The sequence below is a fragment of the Nostoc sp. genome (assembly GCF_036917815.1).
Taxonomy (GTDB): domain Bacteria; phylum Cyanobacteriota; class Cyanobacteriia; order Cyanobacteriales; family Nostocaceae; genus Nostoc.
Map to the genome: position 1 here is coordinate 106,695 of NZ_JBALEK010000015.1, position 17,096 is coordinate 123,790.

A 17,096-nucleotide genomic window follows, 5' to 3' on the forward strand; every position below is an offset into this window, starting at 1 on the left:
ACGGGTAAGGCGACGCACTCATAAACAGCACTTTTATTCAACTAACTGTAATAACTGTTCCCACACTCTCATTGGCCAATCTATCCACCGCACACACCGCATAGGTTCCCGCTAGTTGGACGGTAGCGAAGGTTGTACCAGCAGACAAAATTCGTTGAATTGTCCAAGTATCGCCACTCAGTCGATAAAGTGTCCAAGAACGAACCGGCTGATTATCTCCAGGCTGCCAACTCAGTTTGCGGTTATTGACTTGTAATCCAATTGGTGCAGGGAGTGGGGTTGTATTCTGCCAGGGCAAAGTTGGAGGTAGCGCAGGTTTGTTATAAAGCAGACTTTGGAATTTATCAGCAATGCCCTGACTATTTTCTGTCAAAACACTGAGATTAAAGAAGATATTCCCCAGTGATAACTGTCCAGCTTGGCTACGACTAATTTTCACCTGCTTTTCAATCTCATCACTCTCCCGACTCTTGTTGCTTGGTTCTGTCAAATTGTTACCAGCGTAAACGTGTCTTTGCTTTGTGTTTACCTGTGTCCACCACTTTAGCAACGCCGGATAACTTTGTTGTGGTTGATCTGTGCGCCAGTAAAGTTGAGGCGCGATATAATCAATCCAGCCTTCTTCTAACCATTTTTTCGAGTCTGCATATAACACGTTATAAGCATCTAATCCAGTAATCCCAGTGGGTTGTCCGGGGCGATAAATTCCAAAGGGACTGATACCAAATTTAACGTCGGGTTTGGTGGCTTTAATTCCCTGGTAGAGGCGCTGTACCATTTTGTTAACATTGTCCCGTCGCCAGTCGCCAAGGCTGAGTGTACCACCGGTTGCCTTATATGCAGCGTAGGTTTTGTCATCGGGGAAAGACTGCCCCTCGATGGGATATGGATAGAAATAATCATCTAAGTGAATGCCATCAACATCGTAGCGCTTCACTACGTCGATAATTACGTTGTAAGCTCTGTCCTGAACTATTTTCAGTCCTGGGTCCATCCAGCGTTGAGTTTTCCACAAATAAACGCTTTCGGGATTGGTAGCGGCGATGTGGGGACGGACTGTTTTTGCTGGGTTGGTGGATGTGCTGGCGCGGTAGGGGTTAAACCAAGCATGGAGTTCAATATTGCGCTTGTGACATTCTGCGATCGCAAACGCTAAAGGATCATAAAATGGTTCTGGTGCTTGACCCTGAGTTCCCGTAATCCAAGCACTCCAAGGCTCTAATTGCGATTCATACAAAGCGTCACCCTCCGGTCGCACCTGAAAAATCAGGGCATTGAAGTTTAGCGCTTGTAATTTAGTAATAATCTCGGTGAGTTCAGCTTTTTGTTGGGCAACAGGAAGTCCCGCTTTAGAAGGCCAATCACCATTCCACACAGATACTACCCATGCCCCCCGGAATTCCCGGCTATGATTTACCCTAACACTACCGATAGGTGTAGGTGTAGGTGTCGGCGTTGGTATTGGTGTTGGTATTGGTGCTGGTGCGGGCGTTAATATTGGCGGCTGCACTAGGTAAGTAGAGGCAATTTTTTCTGCCTGACCTAAATACACCAAAGCTTGATAAATAATCACTGCCACATCTGCACGAGTGGCTGCGAGATTGGGATTGAGTAATTTGATATTTGGGAAACTAACCACTAATCCAGCACTGGTGGCAATAGCTACCTGATTTCTGCCATACCCAGGAATCTGAACAGAATCTTGATAAATTTGTGGGAGTTGTGAGAGGAGGTCAGATTTTACCTTGGTGGCAATTTCTAAGCCTCCCACCAAAGAAACTAAGACTTCTATTCTAGTAATTCGGTTAGCCGAACGGAAGGTATTATCAGGAAACCCGCTAATAAATGCTTTTTCGTAAGCTGTTTGAATGGCGGCTGCTGCCCAATAATTAGTGGGCACATCAACAAAGGGGACATACTGCCGCTTCTTGGTAACTGTCCCAAATGCGTTGGTGACGATGGTGGCAAATTCAGCGCGGGTGAGTGAGTTATCGGGGCGATAAACGCCATTCGGCAACCCACTGACAATACCACGTTGGGCTAAGGCTGTAATAAATAAGCGTGCCCAATGGTTTTGGATATCCGAGAAGGGAGTAGCAGTAGATACCATTGTTGATTGCAGCTAGCTGGCCTTGATTTTGATTTCCTTAGTTAATTTAGCAATTCAAAGGCGATCGCTGCTGCAACGTATTATAAAGTTTGGGAATGGGGTATTGGGTATTGGGCATTGGTTTTTTCTCCCTCATTTCCCTGATCTCACCTATTCCCCACTCCCATCTACTAAGTAGCATTCGTAGCTTGGTCAGAAGGATTCGAGGTAGAACGCGCATTCAATGAGAACATCACGCGTGAAATGCCAGTGAAGAGAATACTGATACCAACTAGTGTCCCAAGAAGCCAGGGCGCATTGAAAGGCCACTCGAACCAAATCATTCCGCCCAAGACTAGGGTAATAATGCTATCAAGTAGTACCCATATCCAGTTATTTTGGGGACGTAACTTGAAGGCTAAAATTAACTCAAATGTACCTTCAGTTAGCAAAAAAGTACCAAGTAACAGAGTCAGTGTCAGAACACCAGTAAAAGGGTAAACAAACAGCATTATACCCGTTGCAATATAAAGTCCGCTCAATAGAAGTTTCCAAATAAAACCTCCTTGTTGGCGGGTTTGAGTGGCATAAACTAGTTTTGTAAATCCGGCGAAAATCAAAATCACCGCAATCCAGCTTTCGGCAAATAGGGTGGTGAAATTAGGTGCTGCGATCGCAATAACCCCCAAAACACTCAGGATAATACCACTGATCAGCGATCCATTAACATCCTTGTTAGTATCTCTAGAAACATCGGTTGTCATAAAAATCTTTTCCCTGTGCTTAAACTAAACTCTATAATTACGTTAGGGAATTTTTGAGTAATAGGCTACAACCCATAGGTAGAGCCATCGGTATTAACTTACAAAAGTGCTGCAAGATTGCTTAGGCGCTCATAAACAGAGATGAGGCGATCGCCTTCAAGTTCAACAGAAGTATTAGGATAATTCTGAATAGCTCCAAGTAGTGTAACTTCACCCTTTTGTTTAATAGATGCACTTAAAGCGCTTCGCAGAGCCTGCTGATCGAGTTGTCCTGTGGGAGGGTGAACTACCTCACCAATTTGGTTCACTAAAATTGGCCCAGCCCAACTAGACAGTAGGTTATCTAAAAAGGCGGGATCGGCTTTTATTGGTGCTTTTAGTGCCTTTCGAGCTAATGCGGGGTCTTGTTTAGCAGCTTGCAAATAAGCTGTTAATGTCGGGGTAGTCTTGCCTGTTTCTGTAAACTGACTTAATTCTTCAACAGATATTTGCCCCTGAAAATTACCATACTTTAAAACAACTTGCTCGGCAGCATAAGCATTAGTAGTTGAGAGTAGAACAAAACCGCCTACGCCTAAAGCTACTGTTTGAGTCAGGAACTTAGTAAATTTGCTATTGTTTAATCGATTGAAAATTTGATAAATCTGCATTTTGTCGAACTTCCTAATGGTATGGAGTGTACATAGTACTAGATATACATAATTAGGGGTGTACATCTGTACGCCCCTATAGCCAGTTTATTTATTTGTTGCAAAAATTTTTGGAAATGGTGTTATTAAACTTGTTCATTAGGCGAACCCGCATGAGGTAGTATTGACTTCTCTTCGTCTAAAGTCGGTGCAGGTATGCCCAAATGCTTCCTTGCAGATTCTTCAGCAAGCTTTCGGTCTTGCTCGTTCCCGAACTGACTCTCATCTAACAAATGAGGGTTTTTTGCCGCTTCATCTCGGCTTGGTTTATAGCCATTTTTCCACCTGTACTTCCAGTCCATAATTTGAAAGGCAGATATACTGCAATTTTATTACCTAGTTCTTGATAGTAGGCGGTTAATGGAACATCACACTCCTGCTATAGGTTGAAGAGGCTCATTCAGAGGGTACAAATTTAACATAATTTTTGAGTAAGAATATTCTATTGAGCAGGACTTGATAGATTAGCACGCCCAGAAGAAATCATGAGTGGTTCGCAAGTATGATAACTATGGTGATTAATGGCGATCGCTGCTGGGTGTTACAGCACTTCCTGCTGTTATAAGGTACAGTTAGTAACAATAAAAAATATTATCTTTTTATGAAAGCATATTCAATATATCTCCGCTAAAAAATAGTTGCAGGTATAATCTGTAACGATGGTATTCGCTCATGTTGCAGCTTGTCCAATAGTCTACACTCGTCGCATTGATTTGAGCGTTATGAAGGTTTTGTTAGCCTGCAATCCCAATGTAGAAGGTTCCCGCATCGTTATTCGGATCTGGGGTGGGGGAGGATGTGGCAAGATTAAACTAGGGGTATGAGAATTGGTACTCGTCGAATAAGTGTGTTAGGATTTGTGTAAAAATAACCTAAACAATTTTTGTGTGAAAGCTAGATTTAGCAAGCTATTCCAAACAAATTTTGTACAACTTATTTTTACATGATGCCTAGGTGTAAGAGCAGATGGCAGTTAATAATGGATTGATTATTACGCTTTTTATTCTGATTACAACCCTCCTAGCTATTGGCTATGGTTTTGGCGTGAAAGCTCGACGTTTACCCTTTACGGCAGAAATTGGGTTTAACCAGAAGCAATGGCAATTTCTGCGATGGTGGGTCAAGTTAGCCTTGGTTGCTGGAGTTTTGTTACCAATCTGCTTGTTAGTTCCGGCTTGGAGGCAAACATCTTCATGGGTATTCTGGGGGAGTTACCTATTGATAGTAGCCGTGCAACTCCTGAGCGAACGTGTCTTTAGTCGCTGGCTGGTGCCAAGTATTGTTGTACCCATTGGTTTTTTCTACACAGCTTTTCGGTTGTGGCAACTGCTGGATGGATTCACGCAATTAACATTTTCCTATAAGACAATGGTGGGTTTTGGCGTTGTTGTGTTGTTTTGGGTTGCTAACTTAGTAATGTTGATGGTGATGGCCATTCCAACGGTCTTTGTTGGTGAGGAGTCAATTTCACAATCTTGATTTCGGTGTCGGCTTAATACCTATAGGAATCCGGTTTGGTTTCTGAAAAAAAATTAAGTATTTGTAGGGTGTGTTATGACTTTAGTCTAACGCACCAAACCCTTGAAAATGGTGCCGTACTCTCGGCGATAACACACCCTACGTGTTGTTCAAAAATCAAATAGTAATCCTATATAATTTTACCGAAAATTTGGGTAAAAGCCTCGTCCTTCCAGGACGGCTTTATATCGAAAGATGGAAAGCATGGGGAGAAGACCGCCAATACTATTGATGGGAAACTTGATATAGCAAGCAGATTTCTGTGAACCATGAATTAGAATCCCCGTGCGTTCACGCCGGGGAGTATGTCAATAGCCAATCTGTTTGTGATATCTATGCTATTCAAACCAGGCTCATACTCACTCACTTATATGTACCTACTTATGAGAACGATCGCTGCTGGATGTAGTATAAATAAAATTTCACAGTTACAAAATCTGTTTGATTTTATATTTGTATTCAAAAAAACATCGGCGATCGCATCACTGAATCTGAATCGCAAATGCCATGCCTACAATTCATGCAGAGATCCAGCAGTGGCTCTGAAGTAATATCTCTATAGATATAACTAAATGAGATAATTTTCAGAGAATTACACCTCTAGGCTCACGCAATTGCAACTAAAAAGGTGAATACTGAGAAATAAGTTTACCAGCCTTAAACCTGGTTGTAATTAAAAATTTACAGCCTAGAAAAAGGAAATAGATAAAAAATAGAAACAATGGCAACTTCTACAGACAGCAATCAGCAGATTACCAAGCTGCGTGAACTAATCAAAGATATTGATTATGGTATGTTTACCACAGTCGATGATGACGGCAACTTGCATAGTTACCCGATGTCCAAGAGTGGCGAGATTACCTCTGATGCCACACTCTGGTTTTTTACTTATGCGGCCTCCCATAAGGTGACTGAGATTGAACACCATGAGCAGGTCAATGTTAGTTTCTCGTCATCCCAACAGCAGCGATACGTTTCTATCTCAGGTACAGCACAACTCGTGGAAGACCGGAACAAGTTGCGAGAGCTATGGAAGCCGGAACTTCAAACCTGGTTTCCTAAAGGACTGGACGAACCCGACATTGCTTTGCTGAAGGTGAATATTAACCAGGTGAATTATTGGGATAGTGCATCGAGTTTTAAACCACAAACAATTAGTTTGTTGACACCATCATACGTTTAACTAATTTGTAATTCGTAATTCGTAGTTAAGAATTTAATTAGGAATTACGAATTATTTTGAGCTGTGTAATTTTTGGACAAAAAAATTGGCACTCAGGCAAAAAAAAATGTAGCCATTGCGCGATCGCTTCCTCTATTTTTACTAAAAAAGGCTACAGTATTTATATTGTAGCCTTTTTTAGCGCAAAGGTACGCAGAGTCCTTTTGAAGAGAATTAGTTACAAATTTCTGCAATGTTGTATTTAGGAAGTCTTAGATGTCGCACAAACAATTTATTTATTGCTGGCAAAAATTGTTACTTCCCATCTTGATACCTGCTGCTGTGCGAGTAGTGGTAATAATTTCTCTAACAGCAGGGGTTTTGGGCATCTGGGGAAGTACTGCTTCTATGAGTTATGCTCATGCTCAACTAGTAAGTTCCAATAGAGGCATCCAGGATCAACAGATCCGATTAAAATCAACAACGCTAAATGCCACTGTATATCACAGTCCCGATTGTAACTGTTGTGGTGGGTGGATTGATCACTTAAAGGCACAGGGTTTTAAAATTACAGACTTCTCTACGCCTGATATCGAAACAGTTAAACAAAAGTACAAAGTACCAGATAACTTGTCATCTTGCCACACAGCAATTGTGAATGGATATGTCATTGAAGGACACGTCCCAGCAGATGACATCAAACGTCTACTTCAAGAAAAGCCAAATGTTGTTGGTTTATCTGTTCCCCAAATGCCTGTAGGTACTCCTGGGATGGAGATAGGGAATCGAAAAGACCCGTTTTCTGTATTTTCCTTTGATCGCAACAACTCAGTTGCAGTATTTAATAGACATCTCCAGAATTTAAATATCCGTTACCCAGAACCCTTGTAGAGACGTAGCACTGCTACGTCTCTACATTCTTTTTCACCAGATATCTATTTGTTGGAAATCCCTAAATGACTTAACCATCTTCCAAACCAGAAGCCAGATGCTACGTTTGCAACATTTTGAGAAAGAACCTCAATGGCATGGTTACAATCTTGCAGACTTGCATCAAGTCCCATTGCGTGATAAATTTTGCGAGCATTGCAAAAGGCATCCATCGCTTCTGATTTTCGATTGATTTTTTCTAACACCAAACCCAAATTAAACCAGGCGTTTGCTTCCCCATTTCGGTCATCGAGATCCTTTCTAATCTGTAATGAATGGTGATGGAACTCAAAGGCCTTTTGGTACTGTCCCAAAGCCTTATAAGCACTGCCCAAGGCACTCAAGGACATAGCTTCGCCGTAGGCATCGCTGATGAATCTTGCTAAATCTAACCATTGCTGGTAAAACTCAATTGCCAGTTGGTAATGCCCTAATGATTCATAAGTATTGCCCAAACTTCCCAAGCAAATACATTCCCCAGTCCAATCGCCTATTTTCTTGGTTATACTCAACCACTGCTGATAAAATTCAATCGCTTGCTCATACTTACCCAGATATTCATAAGTATTCCCCAAACTTGCCAAGCTGATGCCTTCTCCAGTGCGATCGCCTATTTTTCTGGTGATACTCAACCACTGCTGATAAAATTCAATCGCTCGCTGGTATTTGCCTAGTGATTGGTAAGCGTTACCCAACCCCGACAAAGATTTGGCTTCCCCGTTGCGATCGCCTATTTCTCTAGCTATATCCAACCACTGCTGATAAAATTCAATTGCCAGGTCGTACTCGCCTAGTGACTCGTAAGTATTGCCCAAATTTCCTAAAGAAATGACTTCCTCGTTAAGTTGGCAAAGGCTCTCCTCTGGAGAATCGCCTATTTCTCTAGCTTCTTCTAAGGACTGCTCTTCAAACTCAATGGACTCAATGTTATTTCCGCTCCCCGATCTAATTACTTCTGTCATTCTCTATAGAAAACGAAATTTTTGCTCAATAAGCTGTCGATTATACAATTTTCTGAGCTTTTAGCACACCAGAAGTGCAACTTATCTCAAAATCTATAAATTGTTCTTGAATATCAAACTTTATTTGATACACAGGGATCGCTGTGTATAACAAGCTTTTATTTATCTTTGGTAATAAGCGCAGGAATATAGTAGAATTACAAACTTAGATTTCTAAAAAGATATAATGAAAACCAAATCAATCAGCAGCAGCATAATCGGGCAATGCGTTAAGTTGTAAATTAACAGCACTTAGATAATTTTGGTCGTTTAAAAGTTGTGATGGTAATTTATCTGCATTCACAGCAGCCTTAACCAAATCTTTCGCAATAATATTTTTTTTCTGAGTCTCTAATATTAGCGTGTCTCCGCTAGGAATACCGTGTTTTTTCAGACCTCCCTGATAGGCAAAAGTAACTAGATTGAAAGGCTGTAAGTAACTGGCAGAAGTTGAGTTACTGGGCAAATTGTTAGAGTTAATAGCGATTGTTTCGCTACTGTTGGTAGTAGCAGTTTGAGCGCCAGCGATTCCAGGTATAAGGGTAATAGAAGCAAAAATGAGTGCAGAATTTATTAAGGTGACAAATTTCATAGGTTTTTCTTAGGTAAAATGCAATCCGTGTCCTTTATTAATAGAGTCCTCTTTATTATTAATCTCAGCTTCCTTCAGTCAGGTCACCTGATCGGTTGATCTATGACTCATCCAAAAGGGTGAGCTAAATGCAAAACGATTTTACGTAATACCAAAATCTTTGTAGAGACTTAGCACTGCTACGTCTCTACAAGGGTTGTGGATAACGCATATTTAAATTTGGTCGAGTTTGTCAAACTTGCTGGAGCTAGATAGAGACATAAAGCAATCTGGGATAGCAGAATAATAACTATTGACTCTTGACTGATGACTATTAATTTATGAATCAAGATTTAACCCAGCAGTGGTTGACAGAAATTCAGACAATCAAAGAGCAGATGGCAGAACTTCAACGCGATCGCGATGCGGCTTGGGAAAGTGCCCAAAAGTGGCGTAAGCTTTATAATACAGAGGCAGAACAACGGCGCACAGATGCCCAACTCTCCCAACAGGCGATCGCATCCCTCAAGGCAGATTTGCACAAACTCCAAGGTATTGAGACAGGGATACTGGCTGCTACACCAGTCGCAGCGATCCAACAAGAAATAGAACAACTAAAATCTATGGAGGACTTGCAAGCTAAACTCATCGCCATGATTAAAGAACGCGATCGCCTTTTGCAAGCTTTGAAAACTGAGCAAGACAACCACGCCCAAACCCGCAATAATCTTACTACCGCCTTGGGTGATGCTATTGATAGCTTGACACGCGAGCGAGCAGAGGCAAAGGAGAAGGGGGAGTAGGGAGTGGGGGAGTGATATCATGTCCGCTTGATTACTTATTAGACCCAAAGAACCCCACCTCGCCAAAGCTACGCTTTGTCTCCCCTCCTCGCTTGCTCTTAGGGGTTGGGGGTGGGGTGCAATGACTGTGGGAATCATAACTATTTATACGGACATGATATGAGGGAGCAGGGAGCAGGGAGCAGGGAGAAGAGTTTTCCCCTCTGCCCCCCGCACCCCGCCCCTCTGCCTCTTTTCAATGCCCCATGCCCCATGCCCTAAAATCCCATCGCCTTGGCGACTGCGCCCAATTCTGCTGCAATACCCTGTTGAAATTGACTGTGATTGTGTTTAATGGCTGTATCTGGGTCTTTGAGACCATTGCCTGTGAGGACGCAAACCACGGTCGCTCCTGTGGGAATTTGGTCTTTCACCTGCAACAACCCAGCTACAGAAGCGGCGCTAGCAGGTTCGCAGAAGATGCCTTCTGATGCTGCCAAAAGTCGATAAGCATCGAGAATTTCGGCATCGGTAACGGCGTGGAAATTTCCCTGACTGGCGGTTTGGGCTGCGATCGCTAATTCCCAACTAGCAGGGTTGCCAATGCGAATTGCTGTGGCGAGGGTTTCGGGATGCGGTACTGGCTGACCATGTACTAAGGGGGCTGCACCTGCGGCTTGAAATCCCATCATTCGGGGTAAGCGATCGCACTTTCTGGCTTGATGATATTGACAAAATCCCATCCAATATGCTGTGATATTCCCCGCATTGCCTACGGGGATACACACCCAGTCTGGCGCATCACCCAGCACATCGACAATTTCAAAGGCTGCTGTTTTCTGCCCTTCTAAACGGTAGGGATTGACTGAATTCACCAAAGTAATCGGATAGCTTTTGGCCATCTCGCGGACAATTTCTAGGGCTTGGTCAAAATTACCTTTAATTGCCAATACTTCTGCCCCATATAGCAACGCTTGAGCTAACTTGCCCAGCGCTACATAGCCGTCGGGAATCAGTACGAAGGCATCCATACCGCCACGTCTGGCATAAGCGGCGGCGGCGGCGGAAGTATTGCCCGTGCTGGCACAAATTACTGCTTTTGCCCCTGCTTCCTTGGCCTTGGAAATTGCCATAGTCATCCCCCGGTCTTTGAAGCTGCCGGTGGGATTCAGACCGTCATATTTTACAAAAACACGTACTTGTCTGCCAATGCGTTCTGCGATCGCTGGCACTGGTATTAGAGGTGTGTTACCCTCCAACAGAGTGACAACCGGCGTTGTTTCGCTGACAGGCAAGTATTGGCGATAGGCTTCTATCAGTCCAGGCCAGGGTTGGCGATGAGATGTAGCAACAGACAGGCTCAAAGTCACGGGATTTAAAATTTTTGAATGTAAGGATTGGATATTTAGAGAGGGTGGGATCAGGAAGCGCAAAATGGGGAAGAGGAAGAAAGTGAATTTTTCGTTGCCAGTTCCCAGTTAAGAGTCCCTTTATTCCATTAAGAATATTATTTTTTGTGGTGCAGGCGTTTCACTTGCGATTTTTTATTTTATTTAGAACGTCAGTTTATCATAACCGCCACCGTGACTTCGGTTCAACAAATTAGCTTAGGGATGCTGCGTCTAGCTTTCTTGAGTGAACGGATATGCACACCTGGAGCGATGTTTTCTTTGGAACACAGACATTATGATCACCGTCTCTTATGATTGAAGCTGAAATCCATTAGAGTAATTGATTGAAAATACACAATAATTTAATAAAGCTTAAAAAAGCATTATTATAATATTTCTAATGGTGTGAGTTAAATTATGGATTTAATTAGCGATGCCTACTTGTTTATCTAGTGTTTCCGATCGCGAGTCCCAGACTAACTGGGTCAGTAAGTTAACCAAGTCTTATTATCAAGACGATCAGCAAGCTAAATTGATGCACTTGCAAGCAGAGGTAGACTCTCTGTTGCAGCAGTTGGAAAACCTGAAGCACCAACGTTTAGCCGAAACCAGCCAAAAAGAATAAGTCAGTTTTGTAGATAGCGATGTCTACGACGGTCACTGAGCGCAGCCGTACCACTTCGTGGAAGCAAGCTACGCGAAGCGTCTCGTAGAGAAGTGCGGGCTACGCCTACGCTTTTGCCCTCTCTAAATCTAAATTTGAGTAAAGGGCGTGCTACTCAAAGCGCTGATTTTTCTCTGACCAGCGCCTCAAACTGTAGTTATGAGCATTTTCTACTAATAAAGCTAAGGATTGCACGCCTGAAAGCTTGGCGATCGCAGACAATCTTTGTCGGTCATTTCCTGTAAAATCACTGTAAATGACTTGATTTCTATCAGACAAAATTATAGTCCGGTCAGGGTGTTGCTCTGTGTTTTCCCCCTGAATTCCAGGTGTAGACTGATTCAAGGATGCTATTGCTGCTAGTGAGATAGTCAGTATTATTTCTGGTTGACCGTTATTTGTTAAATCAATCACTTGAACAGGCCAATCACCCAATTTTTCCTGCATCTGCTCAAAGCTAGGAATACCACCAGATGCAAGTTCACCAGATTGCTGTAAAGATTGCCACACGCTCGATAGTATTACCTTCACCCGTTGAGGATTTTGTTGATACAGTTCTCGTAGAGTAATAGGAGATGGTTGTACCCATTCCAGTGCTGCATTTGTCAAGGCTAAAGGTTTGGGTTGGAGAACATCGTTTTGATTCTCTGGAATTTTTGGGCTAGCAACTAATAGGCGCAAAACTTTACCCCGAACTTGCACTGCTTTGATAGCGGCTATAGTAATTTGTTGTTCTCCATTTGACAACCAGACCACAATCTGAATTTCTGGGTCAGAAGTGATTCCCAAAGTTTTCCAGAAAAATTTGGCTGCATCAGTTTCGGGTGGGTTGAAATTCTCAAAGGGGGAATTTAACCAACGTTTCCCGTCATTAAATGCACTCACCTCCACCTGATACCAAACTTGGTTATCTGTGAGTTTCAAATCTGCGGTAGAATTTGGTTGCAGCCACTCGGTTTTGGTAACTTGAGTGATTGGTTGCACTGTACCAACAATTTGACTAGATATTTGCGACTTTGTATTCTCACCATTGAGTCTTGCTAACAAATCTTGAATATAGGCAAGATTCTCTTTTGTGATTTTTGGTTGCGCCTTTAACCAGGAAGTAGCGTGTCCTTCTCCCCTTTGAACTGCTAAAATCAAAGCGAACCAAGCTTGCACATCTAGTCTATTTGGGTTCACCCGCAAAGCCGCCGCAGTGCGATTCCACAAACGGTTTTTATCAGCCTTGAGTAGGGTAGCAATTTCTTGGGCATTACGTGGCGACGCTTCAAATACCTGTAAAGCCTTACTCCAGCGACCATCAATTAAATCTGCCAGTGCTTCTTGACTAGGACTTGCCCAAGTTTTCTGGGCTTGGGTTTTAGTGAATTGGGAATGCAAGCGAATCAAATCCATTTGCCCTTGCGCCGCCTCTGGTAAAACTCCTTTGCGCTGTTTCTTGATGAATTTCAGCCATTCAAAGGCTGGTGTCCATAGTCCGCTACGGGCAATTGATAGGGCATTTTGGTATGCATAATCCTTGAGGGCTGGTGATTTGAGGGCAATCGCCTCCAATTGAATTGGTTTGAGGAATAACTTCAAAGGCTTGACTTGATAAACCTGTAAGTGCGGTTCTAAACCAACTGTTTGATCAATAACTAACTCTTTGGTACTATCACCAGTTACCTGCTGCCATTTGGGTAATTGTCCATTAGGACTAGCCCAAGACAACATTTGTAGTAAATTTGTGCGTTCTGGATTGTAGTATATGATGTCACCGTAAGCGAACGCACCAGTTCCTTCTTGACGTTGACCCCGTAAATTAAACCAAACTCCTGATGATGGTGTCCCACCTTCAAAGCGTTGCACTTCAGTTAAAGGTAGGGAAATACTGTTTTCCTGGAGTTCTGATGTGCCATCAAGAACGAGAGAAATCACAGAGGATTCATCTGGACCAGTTACAGATAATTGAGTCGCTAAATAGTAGTAATTTTCTGACTGAGATTTAAACTCTAACTCTTCTGAACGCTGGTAAACCCTGAGTTCCACAAGTTCTTGACAATTAGGACGCTGTTGAAAAACTGGCAGTAAAAATGAGTTTTTCGCATCCTGATATAAAGGCAGAGTTTCTCCGACAATTTGGTTTTTTTTAGTCAAATCAAGTTGAATTTGTTTGAGAGTTTGGGGGCGTTCATGCTTGCCAAGGGGGATTTGTGCCCATGCAGGTAAAATTTTATTTAGCCAGCTTACCTGATCTGGATTGAAGATGAAGAGAACGCTAATCCAGGCAAAACCAATAATTAGACTAGCACTACTTAAGAGAATTGCGTAGGCGCAGCCAGTCGTAGACATCGCTAGCATTGACGACAACCAACTTCCCCGTTTTAGCCTTTTTTGGGGTTTTTTAACGACGCGTTTCATCATACCTGCATGAGGTTTATTTAATTTCAGTACCCACTACCTAATACCCTGTTATACTCGCCCTTTCAGAAGTTGCCCAGAAGCATTAACTTATATCTTGCACCAGGCGACTAGAAGTCGCGGCTACACGAGACTTTACCTGCCTCCGCAGGTTGAAAAGCCTTGATTTGCGTTAGTCCGCGTAGGCGGACGAGAGTTTGTATAGCCGTGATTTCTAATCGCTAGGGCTAGGTGCAAGATGTGAGTTAAGTCTAATTTTGGCCAAAATCGGTAAATTTCCCCATGTAAATGCTGGATGATCGCGAATACACTCTTCACTTAAGTATGTGAGCCGAGTGTAAAAAGTTGAAAGGTAGACTTATTAGCCGCAGCCATCACCAAACCTGGATGCTTTCATGGTTACTCATTGCGGGAGTAAACGGAGTTGTACAAAAAGCAATAGCACAAGAGTACACAAACACCATAACTACTCAGGAGTCAGGAGTCAGGAGACAGGAGTCAGGAGTTAAGAGCGATAATATTATTCCCTCATCCCCCTCATCTTCATCTCCCCCCCTCTCCCCAGAAGATCCGATGGCGCAAGTTACATCGGTATCTCAACTTAAGGACGTACAACCCAACGATTGGGCATTCCAAGCATTACAATCTTTGGTAGAACGCTATGGTTGTATAGCCGGTTATCCAGATAGCAACTATCGCGGTAATCGCGCCTTAACTCGATATGAATTTGCCGCCGGTGTGAATGCTTGTTTAGATAGAGTCAACGAATTAATCACTACAGCCACAAGTGATTTAGTCACCCGCGAAGATTTAGCAAAATTGCAAAAATTGCAGTCAGAATTTGCCCCTGAATTAGCAACTTTACGGGGTCGTGTCGATAATTTAGAAGCGAGAACTGCCGAAATCGAAGCCAACCGATTTTCAACAACAACCAAACTCAGTGGACTATTGATAGTTGGCATTCAAGGACGGACTAGCAATCGTGGTGATGTTAATCCTAGAGATGGGCAAAAAGATACAAATGATGCAGGGACAAACACTAATGTTATCTCCCTAGCACAACTATATTTAACTAGTCAAATCACTCCCCGTAGTTACTTGTTTACAGGTCTTGTAGACGGTAGAGGCAAAACTTCGCCTAGATTTACCAATAGTGTTTCTCGGAATGATGTTTTACTTGGCTACGAATTTCCTACAGATAGCTTGAATGTAAGTGACCTGAATTTTCATTGGCTGGTGACAGATAAATTAGCAGTAATGGTGGGAACAGAAGGCGTAAGTATGACAACTGCTTTCCGAGGCCCGAATCGGGTAGAAAGTGCTGCAACAGGTCCGTTGTCTTATTTTGCCCAAAGAAACCCAATTTTAAATATGGGATATGGTCACGGCGGTATAGCTATTGATTGGCAATTTGCTAATCGTGCTAGTTTGCAGGCAATTTATACTAGTTATCAACCAGGAAATCCCAGTAAAGGTAGCGGTTTATTTGATGGAACCACCACTACCGCTGTACAATTGCTGCTGACACCAACCAATACTCTAGATTTAAGTTTGTATTACGTTAACAATTATTCTTCAAATGGTTGTTTACTAACCTTTGTTGGCGATGAATGCTTAACTACAGTTAATACCACTACGGGAAAATCAGCACCACTACAAACCAACGCCGTAGGTGCGACAGTAACTTGGCAAATTTCTCCCCGGATTAGCGCAGGTGTATGGGGTGGTTATACTAAATCTTATATTCCTGGGCAACCGGGAAATGTAGAGACAACGAATTATATGCTGTTTATGAATTTCCCTGATTTATTTGCTAAAGGAAATTTAGGGGGAATTTATGTCGGTCAACCTCCTAAAATCACCAGTAGCAACCTACCTGTAGGGAATAATGTCCCTGATTTTATCAATACGGGTTTAGGACGTGCAGGTGGACAACCAGGTAGTACTACTCAAATTGAGGCATTTTATCGTTTTCGGCTAACAGATAACATCAGCATCACACCAGGAATAATTCATATATTGCAGCCGGGACAGACACCAGATAGTGACTCAGTTACCATCGGCATTCTGCGGAGTACTTTTACTTTTTAATTCTGCTTTCACGTAAATATTTAAGACTAGCCCTTTCAAGGTGACTCCTAAAATCTGTTTTTTCTCTCTGTGTTGCGCCAGTTGCTTCTCCCAGGGGGAGACGCTACGCGAACAAGTCTCTTAACCGCAAGGGCGCACTGGCAACTCTATTGCCTCTGCGGTTAAAAAGTAATTTATTTAACCTTATTAGGCGCAGAGAACACAGAGTAAAGAGATTAAAGAGGAATTTTTTGACCAAAATTTTTACCCACCTTGAAAGGGCTAGTCCTGAATTAGATGAACAAACTGGGTGTCACCTGAAAGTAATCTCCAAGTGCCTTAGCTTGTGCCTTACTAATCGATCGCTTACCGTTGACAACCTCAGACACCACGCCGCTTGAACCGATGATGCCCACCAAGTCAGCTTGACGGGTGTCACTGACTTCCATAATGTGTTGGAGAATTTCATGCGGTGCAGATTCATCCATTGGATAGTTCTGTGCCTCATACGCTTCAATCAACGTTACTATCAGCTTATGCAGAGCTTGCTCTTCTGGACTCCGGTTCTTGCAAAATGTTAGACGCTCTGCCACAGCTAGGACGCGATCGTACTCCTCTTCCGTCTCAATCACCTTGGGAGCAACTTCAGCTAGCAGACTACTATAAGCAGCTTGGTCAAAAGTAAGGGTCATTTTTCCATTTACCTTTGTCGTATTGGGCATGAGTTAGAAAATATTTGTAGTAAACCGTTTGGTTTTCGTAGTCAATACCGACAATCAGGCGATAGTCATTACCTTTGATGTTAAAGACTGTAAAATTTCCAACCGCTTCAGCATCCCGATAAATCTGACGAACGTCCTCCAAGTTCTGCCATTCCACTTTCTTGACGGTTGCGGACCAGTCATCAATTTGCTTTATGACATCGGGGTAGTGGGCAGCATCAATGCGGAGGTTACGAATCGCAATCAGATGCATTTGTCTCTACGCTTTTTGTCCATACTCATTAATCAACAAAAAACGGCGTTGCTAATTAAATACTCTCAAAAAGAGAGTAAAATGTCA

The 17,096-nt window shown here is 42.7% G+C and carries 17 protein-coding genes; 7 read left to right on the plus strand and 10 right to left on the minus strand.

The features are described 5' to 3' along the window. Positions 1-37: 37 nt before the first annotated feature. The 4 genes from V7K97_RS04905 to V7K97_RS04920 form a co-directional block, all read right to left on the minus strand. Positions 38-2,110, minus strand: a complete 2,073-nt coding sequence (locus V7K97_RS04905; RefSeq protein WP_334799559.1) for a glycoside hydrolase family 10 protein — start codon at positions 2,108-2,110, stop codon at positions 38-40. A 170-nt stretch (positions 2,111-2,280) separates the two neighbouring features. After that, entirely contained in the window at positions 2,281-2,853 is a 573-nt protein-coding gene (locus V7K97_RS04910) for an HdeD family acid-resistance protein (protein ID WP_334799560.1), read from the minus strand. Between the two features lie 98 nt (positions 2,854-2,951). Further along, the gene (locus V7K97_RS04915) at positions 2,952-3,503 is read right to left on the minus strand and encodes an alpha/beta hydrolase (protein WP_334799561.1); all 552 of its coding nucleotides are present in this window, start codon (positions 3,501-3,503) and stop codon (positions 2,952-2,954) included. A 125-nt stretch (positions 3,504-3,628) separates the two neighbouring features. After that, complete coding sequence (locus tag V7K97_RS04920) at positions 3,629-3,844, minus strand: bromodomain-containing protein (protein ID WP_334799562.1); 216 nt, start codon at positions 3,842-3,844, stop codon at positions 3,629-3,631. Between the two features lie 357 nt (positions 3,845-4,201). Here V7K97_RS04920 and V7K97_RS04925 point away from each other — a divergent pair, with 357 nt between their 5' ends. The 4 genes from V7K97_RS04925 (at position 4,202) to V7K97_RS04940 (ending at position 7,113) form a co-directional block, all read left to right on the plus strand. Continuing rightward, positions 4,202-4,366: a hypothetical protein gene (locus V7K97_RS04925; protein ID WP_334799563.1), complete on the plus strand. Its 165-nt coding sequence runs from the start codon at positions 4,202-4,204 to the stop codon at positions 4,364-4,366. 142 nt (positions 4,367-4,508) lie between these two features. Then, complete coding sequence (locus tag V7K97_RS04930) at positions 4,509-5,021, plus strand: hypothetical protein (protein WP_334799564.1); 513 nt, start codon at positions 4,509-4,511, stop codon at positions 5,019-5,021. 760 nt (positions 5,022-5,781) lie between these two features. Next, positions 5,782-6,243, plus strand: a complete 462-nt coding sequence (locus V7K97_RS04935) for a pyridoxamine 5'-phosphate oxidase family protein (protein ID WP_334799565.1) — start codon at positions 5,782-5,784, stop codon at positions 6,241-6,243. Positions 6,244-6,498: 255 nt separating this feature from the next. Further along, a complete protein-coding gene (locus V7K97_RS04940; protein ID WP_334799566.1) occupies positions 6,499-7,113 on the plus strand; it encodes a DUF411 domain-containing protein in 615 nt (204 codons plus the stop codon). Between the two features lie 44 nt (positions 7,114-7,157). On the opposite strand, the gene V7K97_RS04945 is transcribed toward V7K97_RS04940, so the two are convergent. Beyond that, a complete protein-coding gene (locus V7K97_RS04945) occupies positions 7,158-8,114 on the minus strand; it encodes a tetratricopeptide repeat protein (protein ID WP_334799567.1) in 957 nt (318 codons plus the stop codon). A 238-nt stretch (positions 8,115-8,352) separates the two neighbouring features. Then, positions 8,353-8,745 carry a hypothetical protein gene (locus tag V7K97_RS04950; protein ID WP_334799568.1) on the minus strand — a complete coding sequence of 131 codons (393 nt, stop codon included), beginning with the start codon at positions 8,743-8,745 and terminating at the stop codon, positions 8,353-8,355. Between the two features lie 320 nt (positions 8,746-9,065). On the opposite strand from V7K97_RS04950, the gene V7K97_RS04955 reads away from it, so the two are divergent. After that, positions 9,066-9,527, plus strand: a complete 462-nt coding sequence (locus tag V7K97_RS04955) for a hypothetical protein (RefSeq protein ID WP_334799569.1) — start codon at positions 9,066-9,068, stop codon at positions 9,525-9,527. Positions 9,528-9,784: 257 nt separating this feature from the next. Here the strand turns inward: V7K97_RS04955 and thrC are convergent, their stop codons facing one another. Next, the gene (thrC, locus tag V7K97_RS04960) at positions 9,785-10,876 is read right to left on the minus strand and encodes a threonine synthase (protein WP_334799570.1); all 1,092 of its coding nucleotides are present in this window, start codon (positions 10,874-10,876) and stop codon (positions 9,785-9,787) included. Between the two features lie 454 nt (positions 10,877-11,330). On the opposite strand from thrC, the gene V7K97_RS04965 reads away from it, so the two are divergent. Further along, positions 11,331-11,522, plus strand: a complete 192-nt coding sequence (locus V7K97_RS04965; RefSeq protein WP_334799571.1) for a hypothetical protein — start codon at positions 11,331-11,333, stop codon at positions 11,520-11,522. A gap of 150 nt (positions 11,523-11,672) precedes the next feature. Here V7K97_RS04965 and V7K97_RS04970 read toward each other — a convergent pair whose 3' ends face one another. Continuing rightward, positions 11,673-13,967 (minus strand): hypothetical protein, encoded by a 2,295-nt coding sequence (locus V7K97_RS04970; RefSeq protein ID WP_334799572.1) that lies wholly within the window; start codon positions 13,965-13,967, stop codon positions 11,673-11,675. 384 nt (positions 13,968-14,351) lie between these two features. Between V7K97_RS04970 and V7K97_RS04975 the strand changes: the two genes are divergently transcribed. Then, positions 14,352-16,055, plus strand: a complete 1,704-nt coding sequence (locus V7K97_RS04975; protein ID WP_334799691.1) for an iron uptake porin — start codon at positions 14,352-14,354, stop codon at positions 16,053-16,055. A gap of 272 nt (positions 16,056-16,327) precedes the next feature. On the opposite strand, the gene V7K97_RS04980 is transcribed toward V7K97_RS04975, so the two are convergent. Beyond that, a complete protein-coding gene (locus V7K97_RS04980) occupies positions 16,328-16,726 on the minus strand; it encodes a helix-turn-helix domain-containing protein (protein WP_334799573.1) in 399 nt (132 codons plus the stop codon). Beyond that, a complete protein-coding gene (locus V7K97_RS04985; protein WP_334799574.1) occupies positions 16,710-17,009 on the minus strand; it encodes a type II toxin-antitoxin system HigB family toxin in 300 nt (99 codons plus the stop codon). Before V7K97_RS04985 ends, V7K97_RS04980 begins: the two co-directional genes overlap by 17 nt. Positions 17,010-17,096: the final 87 nt, after the last annotated feature.